The sequence below is a fragment of the Veillonella criceti genome, from assembly GCF_900460315.1.
Classification (GTDB): domain Bacteria; phylum Bacillota; class Negativicutes; order Veillonellales; family Veillonellaceae; genus Veillonella_A; species Veillonella_A criceti.
In genome coordinates, this window is record NZ_UHIO01000001.1 from 1435506 (window position 1) to 1453202 (window position 17697).

Sequence of the window (17697 nt, forward strand, 5' to 3'; positions counted from 1 at the left end):
TTACATACGTAAAAAAGCCGGTGCCAAGACACCGACTCTAAAATACCTTAAATATATTTTTTAGTTTCTTACTCACAATATGTATATACTCATAGCTCAGGCCCTATGTTAATGAATCTGCTGGTACCAATATTTTAAAATGATTCTTCTCAAATTCGATTAAGCCATCTGCTTGCATACGCGATAACTCCCGCGTAAGGGCACTGCGATCGACACACAAGTATTCGCTTAAAGCCACTCGACCTAGAGGCACATCAAATTCCATACGCCCCCAAGCTTTGGCCATATACGAAAAATACGCCATCAATTTATCACGCAAATTACGCTTCGATACAATTTCCAGTTTTTGTAAAATACGTACATTTTTATCAGCTACCAAAGTCATAATATTTTGCACTAACTGACGATAAGGTCCTACATCTTTAGACGCAAAGGCTAATAATTTATCAAAAGGAATATAAAGAGCCGTTACATCTGATGCTGCATAAAAGTTAACTAATGATACTTGATTAGAGCTACAAGCAAAAGATTCGCCAAATAAGTCGCCACGATTCATAAAAACTAAAATGGAACGATTTCCCCATATGTCTTCGCTCATCATATGAACGGTACCTTTAATAATCACGCTAACACAGCGAATTTCTTCTTCGGCTAAGGTAATATAGCCCCCTTTTTTAAAATGTTTGCTATATGCCCCTATACTCTTTATTACATCATTAAATTCTGTTTCTTGTAATCCGTGAAAGGCTCGTAATTCTTTCACCATTTCAAACGTATACTTCATACGTAGCACCTCAGCCTTATTCTATATCCCGACCAACGCCCTTTCCCTATAAGCATTAATATATTTATTATAGCACATTCGTTACTGCATATCGAAGCTTTTCTATAACAACCTATTCTCTCGCCATTTTCTAACAATCTTTTAGTTTCGTGATAAATATCACATACAAGGCCTTTTATTTTTCTTATACTCCAATTAGACAAGGACATTTCATCCTGTCGTACCCTATATAGATAGACGCTAACAACCCTACAATCCTATTTGCGCCTCATCTATTGGCAACCTAGATTGTCGAATCCTAAACCTAATAAACATAATGAATATTAACCCTATTTCCCCAGTCTAGGCTTGCCACAGGGGCTTATTTATTTTAACTTACTATTTTTACCAATATATTTCTAATCGATTAATACTATGTTATTAACACCGAAAAGGAGCCTATGTATGTCAACAACGTCCGACCGTACCGCTTCACTGAGTCGCCGCGAAATCCTAGCTCAGTGGCAGCCAGACAATGAACAATTTTGGAATCAATATGGGAAAAAAATTGCAAAACAAAATCTAATTGTATCGACCATTGCCTTAACCATTTCTTTCTGTGTATGGACTTTATGGTCAACAATTGCTGTTAAACTTAACGCCATAGGTTTTCATTTTACCGATGAACAGCTTTTTACCCTAGCAGCCATGCCCGGCTTAGTAGGCGCTACAGGACGCTTAATTTATACCTATATGCCAGGTATCCTAGGTGGCCGAAACTGGACATTTTTCGCTACAGCCCTCTTACTCATTCCATTATGGGGCTTAGCTCAGGCATTGCAAGATCCTACTACCTCTTATGAAACCTTTTTCATCTATGTAGCCTTATTAGGCATTGCAGGCGCTAACTTTTCTTCTTCTATGGCCAATATCGGCCACTTCTTCCCTCGTTCGCAACGGGGTACCGCACTCGGCATCAATGCAGGGATAGGTAATTTAGGGGTATCTATTATCTTTCTCATGGCGCCAATCGTAATGGGTATGACAATCTTTGCGCCTTTAGTAGGATCCCCTCAAACGATGCAAGATGGGACTATTTTATTCTTACAAAACACTTGTTATGTAGGTATTATTCAAATATTAATCACCTTAGGTCTTATTGCGAAATACATGGATAATTTACCATTGCCCAAACAAAGTCCGTCCTCTATGATGAGTATCTTTACTAATAAACATACTTGGATTATGACTTGGATTTATACTTGTGGCTTTGGTGCTTTTATTGGTTTTTCCGTAGCTCTTAGTTTATTAGTACAAAAAGAATTCCCTGAAATTGCCTTTGCTTACGGTGCTTTCTTAGGGCCTTTCATCGGCGCAGGGATTCGACCTGTTGGTGGCTGGCTCTCTGATAAAATCAATAGCGGTACGACCATTACCTTATGGTCATTAGTCGGCATGCTCATCGGCGCTATTTTCATTATGTACGGAATAACAGCCCATAACTTTATTATTTTCTTCTGTGCCTTCTTGTTCTTATTCTTCATGACAGGCCTTGAAACAGGGGCTTCTTTCCGCATGATTCCCTATATCTTTACTAATGGGATGCAATCTTCCTTAGTAACCGGTTTTACCGCTGCTATCGGTGCCTATGGCGCCTTCTTTATACCAAAAGTATTTGGCTGGGCTTATAGCACCTATCAGTCCGTTATGCCAGCTTTCTACATCATTCTAGTCTTTATGGTAATTACTATTTTCTTAACCTATTGGTTCTATGCTCGCAAAGCAGCTGGCATGAAATGCTAATCCCTGTGTATCTTACATTTTTACACCAAATCATCAACTCAAAATTAATACTTAATAGCTAACACTAATAGTTAACGGAAAATTATTATTAATTGTATTGACATCGATAATCGTCTATGTTATGATATGCACATAGCAACGGATAATTATTATAAATTAAAAATAATTCCTTGTTATATTAATTAAATTTGAATACTTAACTCTCTATTAAGAGCTAACAAATAGTATGATTGAAAGCGACTGATGCCTTATCAGTCACATATTTAGGAGGAAACAATTATGAAAAATGTACAAGAAGTTAACAAATATTTAGCAAATTTAGCCATCTGGAATGTAAAACTACATAACCTTCATTTCAATGTAGTAGGTTCTCAATTCGTACCAACTCACGAATACCTTGAAAGTGTATACGATAATGCTTTCGAATACTACGATGCCGTAGCCGAACTTCTAAAAATGAAAGGCGAAGAACCAGTAGTTCGTGTATCTGAATACTTAAAAATTGCCTCTATCGAGGAATTAGATGGTCGTAATTTCAGTGTCAAAGAAGTATACGAAATCCTTCAAGGAGATTTCAAACTTATGTCTGACTTAGCCTTAGCTATCCGTAGTGCTGCTGATGAAGAAGATAACTTTGCTTTAGTTTCTCTTATGGAAGATCACTTAGCTTATTATGAAAAACAACTTTGGTTTTTACGTGCTAGCTTAGCATAAATCAAAATCCTTTATGCCTAACCATATAACGAAACCTTAACATATAAAAGGTGTAACCGAATTCTCCCATCGGTTACACCTTTTTTGATTTGTATTATTTTGTATTACATCTCTAGTGAGATTTCAATCCAACCCTATTTATCATTAGGCACTGGAATTGGCCCCATCATTTTATGTGGTACATATAATTCATCTAAATACGTTACTTCTTCAGTAGTTAATTTTACAGTCAGTGCTTTTACAGCATCCTCTATATGCCTTGCTTTGGTAGCCCCTACAATCGGCGCCGTAATCCCTTTAGCCCATTGCCAAGCCAAGGCAATTTGTGACATTGTCACTTCATGCGCACTCGCTAATTCTGCCACTCGTTGCACAATTGGTAAATCCTGTGTTTTGGTACTATCATATTTTCGTTTTGCAATTGTATCAATCTCACTGCGCTTTGTCTGTTCCTGCCAATTTATACGAGCTAAACGACCCCCTGCTAATGGACTATAGGGCATTAGCATAACACCTTGTTGCTTACAAAGCGGAATCATTTCACGCTCTTCTTCCCGATACAATAAATTATAGTGATTCTCCATAGCCACAAATGGTGTCCAACCATGACGTTCCGCTACCTGTTGCATTGTATGGAATTGAAACGCAAACATAGAAGAGGCCCCTAAAGCCCTTACTTTTCCTGCTTTTACTAAATTATGTAATGCCTCCATAGTTTCCTCAATCGGCGTTTCATAATCAAAACGATGAATAATATATAAATCAAGATAGTCCGTGCCTAAACGTTTCAAAGAACCATCTATTTCACGAGCAATGGCCTCTTTTGACAATTTGCCATCATTAAAATAGACCTTACTAGCAATAGCCACTTGATCACGAGCTACCAATTTTTTAAGTGCCCGCCCCAAATATTCTTCACTCGTCCCATCGCCGTATTGATTGGCTGTATCAAAAAAATTAAGACCTAGTTCAAGGGATAACTTAACCATATCATGAGTCTCTTCTGGATTTAAACTCCACTTTTGACCAAGCACATCTTTGCCAAAACTCATGCAACCTACGGTAATTGGTGAAATTTTAATATCTGTAGTAGGAATTGTGGTGTAACGCATACAGACTCCTTTCATTATGAACGTTAGTTAAATTTATATTAGCTTAACCTGTCTAAAACCTATGATTTTATTACTTTTATTATACTAAAAGGATTTATCTATTAGCTAGAAATAGTTTTTACTATTAGCCTAAAAACCAAAAAATACTAAATAAAAAAATCTTACCCTTAAAAATAATATTGTGGCCTTTCCCTTAATTATTTATTAAGATGAATACTATCTACCGAAGCACCGTATAAATCAAAAATAGATAAAATATCATCCCATATAGCATTCCAAAAACCTATTTCATAATAATTAGTAAACAATTTTATCACTTGAATATCAATAAATAACAAAAATATTCCTACCAAAATAAAACCTGTATAACGATGTATAGTAAATATGTGCGCATCAAAGAAAAGTTTAATTGAACCTACAAAAGCCATAATAAATCCAATAATAGCAAATGCCCATGTCGCTAAAGCCTTTATAATCATTTGAATCATAAAGTTGAGTATATCGCCTACACTATCAACTTCTAATGTAGTTTTATCCAAATATAACATATAAGAAATGCCATAAGGTATCACTAAAATCCCAACAGAAGCAATAATGACTCCCATTAACTTTAATAATAATATCTGCCACGAAGTTGCTTTAGTTACCATAGCCGACCACAAAAGCCATAAAAACTGAAAGATTAAAAATGCAAAACTATATAATAATAAAGTAAATGTAATACCTCTAGCAAGAAATGATATTAAAAATTTCCCTACCCAAAATAAAAATTTAGTTTCAAAAAATCCCCAATGCATACTTAACCATGTTTCAAGTATGTTAAATCCATAAAAATATAGCCACAAGAAAAGCAAGCAACCTGCATTTCCCATCAAAAGCAGTAATACAATCTCTTTCAGATCTTGAATCCCTTTCGAATTCCATCTAAACACTATGAAGTAACTCCCTCCTATAATACGCACATTTCGAATATTTAATTTCATAAAAATTTCACGTTTCTGCTTTTAAAATGATATACTAAAATTATAATATTTTCAATTTTAAAAGTTTTTATAGTAATGAATGGAGGCTGTATGATGAAATATTTCAACAAATTTAAATGGATTCCTTTATTATCATTTGTTTGTTTTCTAAGTTTTACCTCATTAAGTTTCGCTCAAATTACTTACCAAGGCAACTATTCACTCCGTTATCCTGTTTATAAATTTATGGAACCAGAACCTAATACAATCAAAACAAATGATGGTAAAATTACTGCAGAACTCACAGAACACGTATTTTCTTTATATATCAACAAAAAGATTGCTCAAATCATTCCACTTGAAAATTTTAATAGCGGGCAAGCTCTTATTTCTGCTTTTCATGATGATAAAGCTAATCGAAATTTCTATTCAGTCACAATAATTAATTTTGGTGCTAAAATGCCAAACCCAACTTATTTATTCACTTCATATCCTAAATCCCCATCCTCTGAGCTTCTAACACTAATAGACACCAAAGACTATTACAACCCATTTAGCCAAGATAGCGCTCCAAGCTCTAGCTATTTTGCAATTACACCTGATAATCCCAACGTTTTGATTCTTGAACATGTAAAAAATAATTATAAAATGCAATATAGATATGCCCTAACCTGGCATGAAAAAGATTTTAAATTTACATATGAAGATCTAGGCTATATGCATGAAGATAGAAATGATTATTAAACATATATAGCCTATCTTCACAATTCAATAAATATTAAAAGGCACTATTATAGAGATTTTATAATAGTGCCTTTTAAGTATATATACCAAATAGTCAAAAACAATTAAACCGCTCAATTATCTTCTATCTGAATTTCTTCATCTTTCATGAAATGCTCAAAACTATTAATTGGTGCAAAATCAATATTAATCAAACTATAATCATTTTTCTTTCTCCATAATCGTACAGAGTCAGTGCCTTTCTTTTCAAGCCAAGCTCTAGTAACTAAAGTCCTTTCTTTTAACCCTAATACATCTATCAATAACCATTGCCCTAATGCAGCTTGGCTATAAGGCTTCCCAGTCTCAGGATCACGTTCTGTTTGACTACCTGATTGAAAGGCCTTCATATTATCTTGAGTCAGTAAGCCTGGTATAACTTTACCATTAGGTAACTTTAGATTAAATCTTATTTTAAGATTTTTACGCTCTTCCTTTGTAGCATTTTTATATTCTTCTAAAAATGCTAATATATTTTTACAAAAAAAGTCAGGATATTTTCTATGAAACTCAATTGGAATAGGAATATATACTTCATTTAATGGTCTTAGCCCACCATTTTTAGTTTTAGGTGCTGCATTCCATGCATTTAAACCAGATTTTTCAGCTACTTCTCCAGTATCATATGAATATAGTGGCAAATAAGCTTCTACAATTTCATCCTTTTTTACTACTGAATAAAAATTAATAGAATCAGTATAAAGCACATCATAAGATTGAAGTAAAAAGTCAAATGGATCATCTACAATATTAACATCAAATGAATTAATAATCTCTGTTCCCGTCGATTCACCATCAAAGTATTGCCAAATTTGGGAGTCGCTAAAAGTAAACCGATATTTCTTATGACCATCAGACCAGGAAAAAGAGCTTGATGTTCTACTAAAATCTTTCAAATGGCTTAAATCTACCAAAGGATATACGGTTTCTTGTATCACAAATCTCCCTGCATCTCGCGTTATGTAATGATAAATATTTTTATCTTCAGAAAGTCCTAGCCGATTATAATCTATTTTCATTCTTTCATTTTTAATTTCTGAAAGTTTATAGGCTAATGCCTCATCAGACTCAGCTTTTGCAATATCAATTTCATCTTTATAGCGCTTTAACTGCATTACTTTTTGAAAAGACGGCACTGAGTTCATCCATGTTTTTAAACCAATACCGATACGCTCACTACCAAATACAGATAAAATATCATGAGGCGTGTTTCCTATATCAACATTCTCACTTTTAAATACTTTTGCATAAATAGTTTCTTGAAATTTAGAGTCTAAGTATGGTATGGGATCCCCATGCTTTTGTCTAAACAAGTTAGACAAAGCTCCATAAATTTGTAAATATTTTATATATTCATCTTGTTCTTCCTTTGAGTATTTTTCCCATATAGACATACTATTCCCCCTTTAAACCTTATGCTAAATACCAACTATATAATACTATAAAATTCTTGACTGCCTTTTTTTCTAATCAGCTTAAGATATTCAGAATCATCTAGAACCTTTAACTCATCATTATATAACTCAATTTTTCTTAAAGCCTCTTCATAAGTTGTTGCAATATCTTTAATATAAGATTCACCTTCAAATTGCCCATTTATTTTTGTATATATAATAGAAAATGGAGCTTCCCTTGTAAATACTAACTCTCTATTAGCATTATTAAGCGCATAAGCAATATTATTAGCAATCCGTCTAATAACAGGAACTACAACACTATTTCCTGCTTGCTTATAAAGTTGTCCATTAGATACTTCTTCTGGTAATTTAAAACTCTTAGGATATCCTTGAACATTAAAAGTTTCCTTAGGTGTTAATTTACGGATTTCTCCATTATCCGTAAGTATCAAAGGTACATTATGTCCACCTGTCCCCATATTAGCAGTTAATGTTGGAACCACTCCATTTTTATTCTCTCTAACATATTGTCTCCGCCATTGATAAACTGTATTTTGACTGATAATGCTTCTTTTTAATTCGTCAAAAAAACCTTGCTTATTTTCTCTATAGTAGTAAATTTCATCTTCCTTTTTTTTAAAATCTATTACATCCTTAAGTGTTTTATCTAATTCTATTTTTTCAGGAAACAAGAATAAATCATAAGCTACTTTATTATCAAAGCCAACTATATAAATACGCTCTCTATTTTGTGGAATATTTCCATAATCTTTACCATTTAATACTTTCCACTTTATAAAATAGTTATTTTTAGTTAATGCTTCGCGAATAACTTTAAACGTATTTCCATGATCATGTGACACCATATTTTTTACATTCTCAATAAAAATTGCTTTAGGACGTCTATGTTCAATCATCCGCAATAATTCAAAAAATAAGTCTCCTCTAGCATCTTTAAAGCCTTTTCTATAGCCGGCTACACTAAATGCTTGACAAGGAAATCCTCCAACAATAATATCTGTATCTTCACTACCAATATCTCTAGGGTCAACATCATGAATATCTCTTCCATCTAAATTAATCTCTGGATAATTCAAACTATAAGTCATTCTAGCAAACTTATCAAATTCATTGGCATACACCACTCTGAACTCGTTGGTTTGTTCAAATCCCAACTCAATTCCCCCAACACCACTAAAAAATGCTGCAACATTGTACTTGTGCTTGGCAGAACTTACAGAATTTGTCATGTAATAACCTCCTTTTATTATTTAACTAGTATACCATGAATAGAACATACTAGCTAATACATAAAGGTCTAAAATACTAATGGGCTGTAACGAAATACAACTCCTGAAATAAATAATGCGGTTTGAAGATATAAAAGTGTCTTCGAACCGCATTATTTCTATATTTATATAAGAAAAAAGGCCCCAAAGGGCCTTTTTTGTTGGTATAATTAATTTATGAACAAAAACCATATCCAACACGGTAATTATACTAAAATTTCAGGTTTTCGCCAAGTAGTTTTATCTTTGGATTATGGCGTTCGGATTGGACCTAATGAGCCGGTGAGATTACTGGATGCTGTATTGGAGGAACTAGATTATACAAAGTTACAGCATCTCTATTCTTCAAAAGGAAGAAAATCTTTAGTACCACCATCTATTTTGTTTAAAATCTATGTATATGCCATGACCGAAGGCATTGTATCTGTTCGTAAAATTGCAGAACAATGTACTAAAAATGTTCACTATATGTGGTTATTACAGGGGTATCCAACACCCTCACATATGGTATTTCATCGATTTTTCAAGCGACTAACTATTGAAGTATTGCAAGATTTGTTTACACAACTAATTGAAACACTGAGCCAAGTAGATAGTATAGATTTTTCAGAAGTATTTATTGATGGAACTAAATGGGAGGCTTATGCCAATAAATATAGTTTTGTATGGAAAAAAGCGATTCTAAAACATGCGGCTAAACTTCCAGAAAAGTTAAACATACTACAGGATAAAGTGGCTACTGAACTTCAATGTGATAAGGTAACATCATTGACTAATGATGAACTTTTAGTCTATCTAGAGAAAGAAATTATCAGACAACAAATTCAATTTGTACATGGTTCAGGTAAGCGTAAGCATACATTACAACGCTTATTCGAAGAGTGTGTAGCCATTCGTAACAAGCGTATGGAGTATGATGAAGCATTACAAATATTAGGGAGTCGAAATAGTTATTCAAAAACAGATGCTGACGCTACCTTTATGCGATTAAAAGAAGACCATATGCTAAATGGTCAATTAAAACCTGCGTATAATGTGCAATTAGCCGTTCATAGTGAATACATTGTGGGTGTTGGTGTATTTCCTAATCCTACAGATACAAAGACGTTAATCCCGTTTATGAAACAATTAGAATCTCAGTACAAACAGAAATTTCAATATATAGTAGCGGATGCTGGTTATGACAGTAATGAAAATTTATCTTGGTTGTTAGCACATGACTACAAAACATGTATAAAACCAAGTAACTACGAACGAAGTAAGACTAAACGATACCGCGAAGACATAGGTCGTGCAGAAAATATGGCGTATGATGAGGTAAGTGATAGTTTTACCTGCGCTAAAGGGCGTAAATTACACTTTCAACGTATTAGAAAAAGTAAAAGTAAAACAGGATTTGTCTATGAAAGTAGAGTCTACTGTTGCGAAACATGCAATTATTGTGGATTACGTAACCAGTGCCAAAAAGCATATTATGGAGTACAACCTAAACGTAACAAAACACTTTATATTTCAACAGATTACCAAGCAATGCTAGCAAAAAACAATGAGGTCTTTAACAGCCCGTTAGGAACACGGCTTCGTGTTAATCGCTCCATTCAAGTTGAAGGCGTATTCGGTGTACTAAAAGAAGATATGATGTACAAACGCTTTCGACATCGAGGGAAAGATAATGTGGAAAAAGATCTTTTACTAATGGCGTTTGGTTTCAATCTAATGAAGTTACATAACCGAATACAAAAAGGCCGGTTAGGTCAGCGTTTATTTGAATTAAAAACCGTTGCATAATTATATTTAAAATAGCTTTGTTGAAAGCTTATTTAAGTGCGTCTAAAAACTAACACCAAGACTTCTTTGAAGACATCAGTATCTCAAAGAAGTCTTGGTGTTAAAAAGAAAAAAGGGCTGTAACGTAAATGCCGGATAAAATCCACATTTCGTTACAGCCCCTTAGTAAAAACTTTCCTTTAAAATTTTTTATTCAAAGTTTTTAACAAACTCATATATTAATAGAAATAAACACTGAAGATACCCCTTAATACAACTTCCTGCATATTTATTATAAATCCTATTGAATCAGATTTGTAAAATACTATCTCTACATTACCAATCTATCCAATGCCTAAAATAAATTATTTCTCTAAAACTCAATATAAGCTAGCTCTATACTTATCATAAAACTCCTCAAAACTACCTGTTTTTAAAAAATCTAATGTAAATGTTCCGTCTTTTAATTTTGATAATTGTACACTATCAATCCCTATTACATCAAGAGTTTCTTTAGTCACCAATTCTCCCTTAGAAACTCGTAAAACATCTCTCAATATCCATCTTCCTAAATCCTGATTAGGATTACTCATTAATGCTTTTCCACCCTCTTGGGTAACTCTAACACTTAAAACTTTTTTATTCGGTAGTACTACTGAAAAGGGATTTGTTTTATGTTCTATATTATTATATGGAAAAAAATTAGGTTTATATACATGAATCCAAGATGGAATTGGAATATAAACTTCATTTTCCGCTCTTTTACGACCACCAGCATTCCATTGATTTAATCCTGATCTCTGAGGTACATTTTTATCTCTAGAACTATATAACGGCAAAATTATATAATCAACGATATTTTTCTCTAAAATGTTATTATTTTCAAATATATCCTGAAAATTAATTTCTTTTTTATATTTTTTCGAGTTACTTGACAACAAAAATTCGAAAGGATCTTTTAAAATATTAATATTAAATCCATAAACTAAATCTTTTTCTTTAGTGAAAAAACGTTTTAGCAAAGTACTTTTTGATAAATTAAATGTATATTCATGCTGATTATCAGTAAATCGAATTATTGTAGCCTTCTTCTCTAAAATCTTTATAGAAGATGTATCAATTAAATCCATATGTTCTTCAAATATACCCATATATCGCTCTTTTCGTGTAATTACATGGTAAATCATATCCTCTAAACTGCACATCCTCATAGTAGCCAATATTCGTTCATTTCTCATATCAGAAACCTTTGAAATAAGTGCTTTAGGAGAAAGACCTTTAAATAAATAAGATTCACGATTAAATTCTGCAATTTTTTGAAATGTAGCGCCATTATTATGTAAAAAAGTTTTTAAGCCTATTCCTAATCTATCCTTACCAGCATCAGCGGAAATATCACTTCGAGAAAAATTATTGGCATTAAATGCTTTACAAAATATATTTTCCATTAACCTATAATATAAAAAAGGATTCTCACTAACTGTAAATAAATTAGACAATGAGCCAGTAATTGATAATAACTGAATATAAAGTTTTCTCTCATCTGAACTTTGATTATTAAAAAAAAGTTGCCCCATAAAAATCACCTAATATTCTTACTTTCACTTATATACTATATAAACTATGACACTAAATATTTAGATCATCCATATACTTATTATAATGTGCCTCTGCATCATTTTGTTTAAAAGCTTCTCTCATTAAATTAATAATAGTCTTTTTATTCAGAGCACTTAAATCTGCACTAAAATCATCAATACCATGAGAATTAACATCAAAATATTTTTTAGTACCTTCAACTTTTTCATAAAAACTTTTAAGCCCAATATTATTAAATTTTACAAATGTTTCTATAATTCTACGAATTGGATTTAATAACATAAATGGTTTTGCTTCCTCTGCTCTATACAGAAACTTCAACTCACTCCACAACATCTCATAACTAGATTTAAAATCTTGTTCACTATTTTCTATTTTTATAATATTTGTTTTAAAATCAGTCTTTACTAATCTATAAAATCCATTTTTATTATATGAATTTGATAGCTTATTATGTAATAAATTAACGTAAAAGTGTGTATTATGTGTAAATATAAAAATTATATCTTCTTTATTTTCTTTTATAAGTTTTTGTAATTTTTCAATTATCAAATATTGTAGAGTGTCATCATTTGAACTCATAGGATCATCAAAAACTATTATACGTTTTTTATGAGGATCATATAAAGTCACATCTTTTAATTGTTCCAAAAAATATAAAAATGCTACAATATTTTTTCACCTGTCGATAATTCTTTTATAGAACGAATTGTCTGATCTATTCTTGATTTAACTTGATAATGACCTTTATCTCCTACATCTTCCTGATATACCAATTCAAAGGAATTTAGATTATCTCCTAAAATCTTATTTATTGATTCTACTAGCTGTAGTTTGCTAATAGTCCGCTCTTGTAAATCACAAATCTTCAAATTTTTTTCTTCGATTTTTCCTTTCAAATTTAAATATTCTTGATTAGATTTTTCAATTTTTTTATTAATCTGCTCTATTTCTGTTTTTAAAGACTTATTATTTTTTAATAAATCAGTATATTCTGAATTATCTTTTTTTAGTATTGCCAAATAATGCAATCTTAAACTATCTCTAGCTTCATTTTGCTTCTCTTCTAAACTACTATTATTATTTAATTCAACTAACTTATTATATTCTGTAAAATCTAAGACTAATTCACTAATTTCGGGAATTTTAATTTGCTCACTTGCACTAAAAATATCCTTTTCTAATAATGACCGTTGTAGTCTTTCCAAACTGCTGAGTATCTTTCTTTTTCTATTTTCTAAATCATCAATTACCGGACTTACTTTATACATATACTCAAGATAAAATTCATCTTTTTTTAATATAACTTTTTCAATTTTTTCTACTATATCAGTCAATTCTAATTTTGCATAATATATTTCTTGTTTTAACTCTTCGACTTCAGTCGCATCAAAATATCGCTTTAATTTATTATATTCATTAGAATCAATTTTACTCCCACAAAAGATACATGTATCTAAATTCTCATGAAGATTTAGACCTTCTTCAGCAAATCGTCTTTTTTCTAAAGAATCTAGACGAGGAATGACTTCAAACGCCTCGACCTTCTTTCCCAAAAGATGATTTACTTTTTTTAATATTTCTATAAAATTAAATGATAGGGTTGGTATTGTACTAGCATGTTTTAATTCTGCTTTTAAAACCTCTATATATCTTGTTACCTCATTTACCGATATCTCTCTAACACATTCAATTTCTTTTTTTAAATGATATGCTGTGTAATTACTATTAACTAAAGGCGGGGTTAACTGTTGATTAACCTTTTGCGCCCACTCTTTATAAATACGACCAAGTTTTCTATCTCCTTGATCACATTCTCTCTGTAGTTTTTTCTTCTCTTCTTCAAAATTTTGATATTCAGTTATTTTTATTTCCACTAACTTATTTAAATTATCAATTTCACCTCTTAATTTTTTAATTTCATTATCTACTTCTATATTTTCTTTTCCTAATATAACAGCATTTAAAGTTTCATCTTCACTTATTACACCAGAAAAGCCACTAAAGATACGTACATCATAACGTCCTTGGAATTGCCCATACACTAATTCAGCCAAAGTTGATTTTCCAGTTCCATTTTTTCCAAAAATATAATTAACTTGATTTGAAAATTCTATATCTTCGCAATTAAATGTAGCAACAGCATTTAAATCTACAATTATATTCTTAGTCATAAAAAATTCCCCTTTAATAATTCTAGAGCCTAAAAATTAAATCTTTAATTCAGAATAATATCTATTCAATCTTCTTCATTGTTTCCATTCCATTTATCTATATATTTTGTATTACTTAAAAACTCCAATGCATTAAACTCTTGGTCAATTTTTAGTCCCTTAAAAAATAATGTATGCATTTTTTCTTTCCAGCAATATAAGTCATCTGACTCAATATCAGAAATCCTATTATATCCTTTACTATCCTTAAACTTTATTATATCTCCTGTTATAGTTTGACCAGTATTAATAGAATTTTTATCCTCTATTATTATTATCGGTATACCATCTTTATCATAACATTTACCTTTAATAGAATCTTGTCGAATATAATCAATATTATCTTTTATTAATGAATGTGCTAGCTCATTTTTTTAAAAAAATCCATAAGAAAAAAAAGGTAAATCTTTATTTCTAGGTAGCATTTTACATCTCCCCCTCATATCAACCAATCTACCACATCCACTACTCTAATACCATCATACTCTCGCTCTAATCCTGTATTCAAAGTTAATATTATTTTAGGATAGCTATCCCTTATTTTTTGTAATGGCGCTAATTCTCGATTGCGCACTGATTCTTCTAACATAGATTCTGTTACTTGAATATATAACTTTTCATCTAATTTAGTAGCAATAAAATCAACCTCTAAACGATCTACCTTGCCAATTGCTACATCATAGCCACGACGTAGTAATTCTAAATACACTATATTTTCAAGTACATGACCTGTGTCACGATTACGAAGTCCTAATAAATAATTTCGTAACCCTATATCAACAATATAATACTTCCCTAATGTTCGTAAAAACTCTTTACCCTTAATATCAAATCGTTTAATTTCATAAAAGAAATAAGATTCCAATAATGTATTAATATATGCTTGTACCGTATGGGTACTAGGCTTTCCCTGTTTACTACCTGCCCGATTGTTTACCGCTAACAAGCCTTCATTTACTAATGTATTTCCAATTGAAGACACTGAAATATTGTTCCCAATATTATCAGCTAAAAAACGGACAATTTTTTGTAATAATGGTGCATCCGTTACTTGTCGTTGCCCTCGCCTAAGTTCACGATCTAATATATCTCGAACAACAACTGTATTATAAATACCATCCAATAGAGTCATAGCCCTATCTTGATCAAGGCCTACATCCGCTATACCTGGCATTCCTCCAAAGCGTAAATATATTTCAAATACTTCATCTAATGAATAGATATGATTATTTTCATCATAAACTCTTTTTTTAGTAATCCCTAATACAGTATTATCTTCTTTAATTGCCAATCCCTGAAACTCAATAAATTCCTTAAATGATAATGGTAACATTTTTATTTCAACACAGCGTCCCGATAAATAAGTGGCATATTCAGAAGATAGTAAATATGCATTAGAACCTGTTAAATATATGTCACAATTAAACTCTACTCTAAATGCATTAATAGCTTCTTCCCAGCCTTCAACTCGTTGAATTTCATCAAAGAACAAATAAGTAACCCCTGATGGAGCTAACCTTGTTTTTACATATTCATATACATCTTTCGCTTTCATGTCTTTGAAATCAAAAGCTTCAAAGTTTATTTCTATTATAGATGTTTCAGAAACCCCCTGCTCTTTTAAGTGCTCTATCATCAATTTTAATAAACTAGATTTTCCACAACGACGTATTCCCGTTACCACTTTAACAGGTTCCGTATCTTTAAAGGCGATTAATTTTTGTAGGTAAAAATCCCTAGGTTTTAATGCCCGTACAGCCATCATGCACCCACCTCCTCTTACGCTCATCATAGCAAAAACTTTTTATTTTTACAAGTTTATGCTATCAATAGCACAAAGTTGTATTTTTTACATTTTTTTGCTATAAAAGAAAGCCTCTTACTACTAACAACACCGTTAGCAATAAGAGGCTTTTTCTTAACACTATTAATATTAAATTAGATTATTTCAAATCAGCTGCTTGTTTATAAATCTTTTGAACCCCTCGGTTAGATAAATAGCAAGCAAACATACAAAGAACGACACCTACTAGCAATGTATAAAAGCCCATGTCCCAACCATAATGATCAACAACAAAGCCAAATAAGGTAGTGCCTAGCGAACTACCTACTAAATAACTCATAAGACCACGTAGCCCCACAGCCGACCCTAGAGCAAAGGTAGGAATAACTTCCATTGCCTGTACAGGAATCATAGATTGTGGAATATAAATCAAGCATCCCGTAATACAAGCAAAAATGGTCGCCCATAAAATAGAATCTGAATTCATATAGCCAATTACACACGCAAAAATAACAACTAAGCAATAAATTGGCAACTGCATAATACGCCCTTTAAAGTATTTATCAACTAAATAACCAGCAATAATCGTTGATGGAATAGCCGCCCATTCAAATAACATATAGGCCACGCTCATTTCAGCTTTACTGAAACCTTTTACTTTTAATAAATATAAAGGAATCCACGTTAACATGCCAAAACGTACCATATATACAAATACGTCAATGAGCACTAGGTACCAAGAATTAGGATTTTTAAATACATAATGATAAAACACATGGAATGCATTCATATTGTCTGGTCGTTCGCTATCCATTTTAGCTGACTTTTGACCAGCTGCTTCTTCGTGATACATCTCTTCAACAGTTGGCAAACCTTCTTCTGTAGGGCGTTTGCGAACAAAATATAAAATCAATAATACACCAATTGCTGCCAACATCGCAGGCACTGTAAAAGTACCTAACCGCCAATGTTCAGCACCTAAATAACCAACAGCAGCCCCCACAATAGGTGCTACAATGCCACCACCTAAGTTATGTGACATATTCCAAATGGTACTCGCACGACCTCGTTGTGACCGTGGAAACCAATAACCTACGGTAATAATAGAAGGGCCCACGCCCATTCCTTGAAACAAGCCCAATAAAATAATAAGTGCAATAAATAGGCTGTAATGTGTGGTGAACCCCATAATTATATTAATAATAACGCAAAGTGCTAACCCTGTAGCCATAAAGTATTTAGGATTCGCCTTATCTGCCAACACACTCATAAAGCCTTTACTAAGACCATACGTAATGAGCATACAACTAGTTAATAACCCTAGCTGTGTCTTAGTTAATCCCATCTCTCCCGATAAATATGGTAAGGCTAAGTTAAAATTGCTTCGTACTACATAATACATAGCATAGCCAATCCATATCCCAATTAATGAATGCATCTGCAAGCGTAGAAACCGATGTTTCGTAGCTTGTAACGCTTCACTCATTGTAAAACCTCCTTCAAACTTAAAAA

At 32.2% G+C, this 17697-nt stretch carries 12 protein-coding genes and 1 pseudogene; 4 read left to right on the forward strand and 9 right to left on the reverse strand.

Annotation, left to right across the window (positions count from 1 at the left end; genetic code table 11):
• Positions 1-103 precede the first annotated feature (103 nt).
• The gene (locus DYE54_RS06470; RefSeq protein WP_115310470.1) at positions 104-784 is read right to left on the reverse strand and encodes a Crp/Fnr family transcriptional regulator; all 681 of its coding nucleotides are present in this window, start codon (positions 782-784) and stop codon (positions 104-106) included.
• 444 nt (positions 785-1228) lie between these two features.
• Between DYE54_RS06470 and DYE54_RS06475 the strand changes: the two genes are divergently transcribed.
• Together DYE54_RS06475 and DYE54_RS06480 are read left to right on the forward strand one after the other, a co-directional pair.
• Positions 1229-2566 (forward strand): MFS transporter, encoded by a 1338-nt coding sequence (locus DYE54_RS06475; RefSeq protein WP_115310471.1) that lies wholly within the window; start codon positions 1229-1231, stop codon positions 2564-2566.
• A gap of 279 nt (positions 2567-2845) precedes the next feature.
• The gene (locus tag DYE54_RS06480) at positions 2846-3280 is read left to right on the forward strand and encodes a Dps family protein (protein ID WP_115310472.1); all 435 of its coding nucleotides are present in this window, start codon (positions 2846-2848) and stop codon (positions 3278-3280) included.
• 134 nt (positions 3281-3414) lie between these two features.
• Here the strand turns inward: DYE54_RS06480 and DYE54_RS06485 are convergent, their stop codons facing one another.
• Both DYE54_RS06485 and DYE54_RS06490 read right to left on the reverse strand, forming a co-directional pair.
• Positions 3415-4392, reverse strand: coding sequence for an aldo/keto reductase (locus DYE54_RS06485; protein ID WP_115310473.1), 978 nt, complete (start codon positions 4390-4392; stop codon positions 3415-3417).
• A 197-nt stretch (positions 4393-4589) separates the two neighbouring features.
• On the reverse strand, positions 4590-5324 hold the full coding sequence (locus tag DYE54_RS06490) for a hypothetical protein (protein WP_115310474.1): 735 nt from the start codon (positions 5322-5324) through the stop codon (positions 4590-4592).
• 141 nt (positions 5325-5465) lie between these two features.
• Here DYE54_RS06490 and DYE54_RS06495 point away from each other — a divergent pair, with 141 nt between their 5' ends.
• Entirely contained in the window at positions 5466-6098 is a 633-nt protein-coding gene (locus DYE54_RS06495; RefSeq protein WP_147285264.1) for a hypothetical protein, read from the forward strand.
• A 113-nt stretch (positions 6099-6211) separates the two neighbouring features.
• Here the strand turns inward: DYE54_RS06495 and DYE54_RS06500 are convergent, their stop codons facing one another.
• Together DYE54_RS06500 and DYE54_RS06505 are read right to left on the reverse strand one after the other, a co-directional pair.
• A complete protein-coding gene (locus tag DYE54_RS06500) occupies positions 6212-7531 on the reverse strand; it encodes a phospholipase D-like domain-containing protein (RefSeq protein ID WP_115310476.1) in 1320 nt (439 codons plus the stop codon).
• 35 nt (positions 7532-7566) lie between these two features.
• Entirely contained in the window at positions 7567-8784 is a 1218-nt protein-coding gene (locus tag DYE54_RS06505) for a DNA cytosine methyltransferase (RefSeq protein WP_115310477.1), read from the reverse strand.
• A 285-nt stretch (positions 8785-9069) separates the two neighbouring features.
• Here DYE54_RS06505 and DYE54_RS06515 point away from each other — a divergent pair, with 285 nt between their 5' ends.
• Positions 9070-10611, forward strand: coding sequence for an IS1182 family transposase (locus DYE54_RS06515; RefSeq protein ID WP_245935699.1), 1542 nt, complete (start codon positions 9070-9072; stop codon positions 10609-10611).
• A 359-nt stretch (positions 10612-10970) separates the two neighbouring features.
• On the opposite strand, the gene DYE54_RS06520 is transcribed toward DYE54_RS06515, so the two are convergent.
• The 4 genes and pseudogenes from DYE54_RS06520 to DYE54_RS06540 all read right to left on the reverse strand — a co-directional run bounded on the left by DYE54_RS06520 (position 10971) and on the right by DYE54_RS06540 (position 17671).
• The gene (locus DYE54_RS06520) at positions 10971-12167 is read right to left on the reverse strand and encodes a phospholipase D-like domain-containing protein (protein ID WP_115310479.1); all 1197 of its coding nucleotides are present in this window, start codon (positions 12165-12167) and stop codon (positions 10971-10973) included.
• 52 nt (positions 12168-12219) lie between these two features.
• A pseudogene (locus DYE54_RS06530) lies at positions 12220-14363 on the reverse strand (AAA family ATPase).
• Between the two features lie 478 nt (positions 14364-14841).
• Positions 14842-16167, reverse strand: coding sequence for an ATP-binding protein (locus DYE54_RS06535; RefSeq protein ID WP_115310482.1), 1326 nt, complete (start codon positions 16165-16167; stop codon positions 14842-14844).
• A 178-nt stretch (positions 16168-16345) separates the two neighbouring features.
• On the reverse strand, positions 16346-17671 hold the full coding sequence (locus DYE54_RS06540; RefSeq protein ID WP_115310483.1) for an MFS transporter: 1326 nt from the start codon (positions 17669-17671) through the stop codon (positions 16346-16348).
• Positions 17672-17697 lie beyond the last annotated feature (26 nt).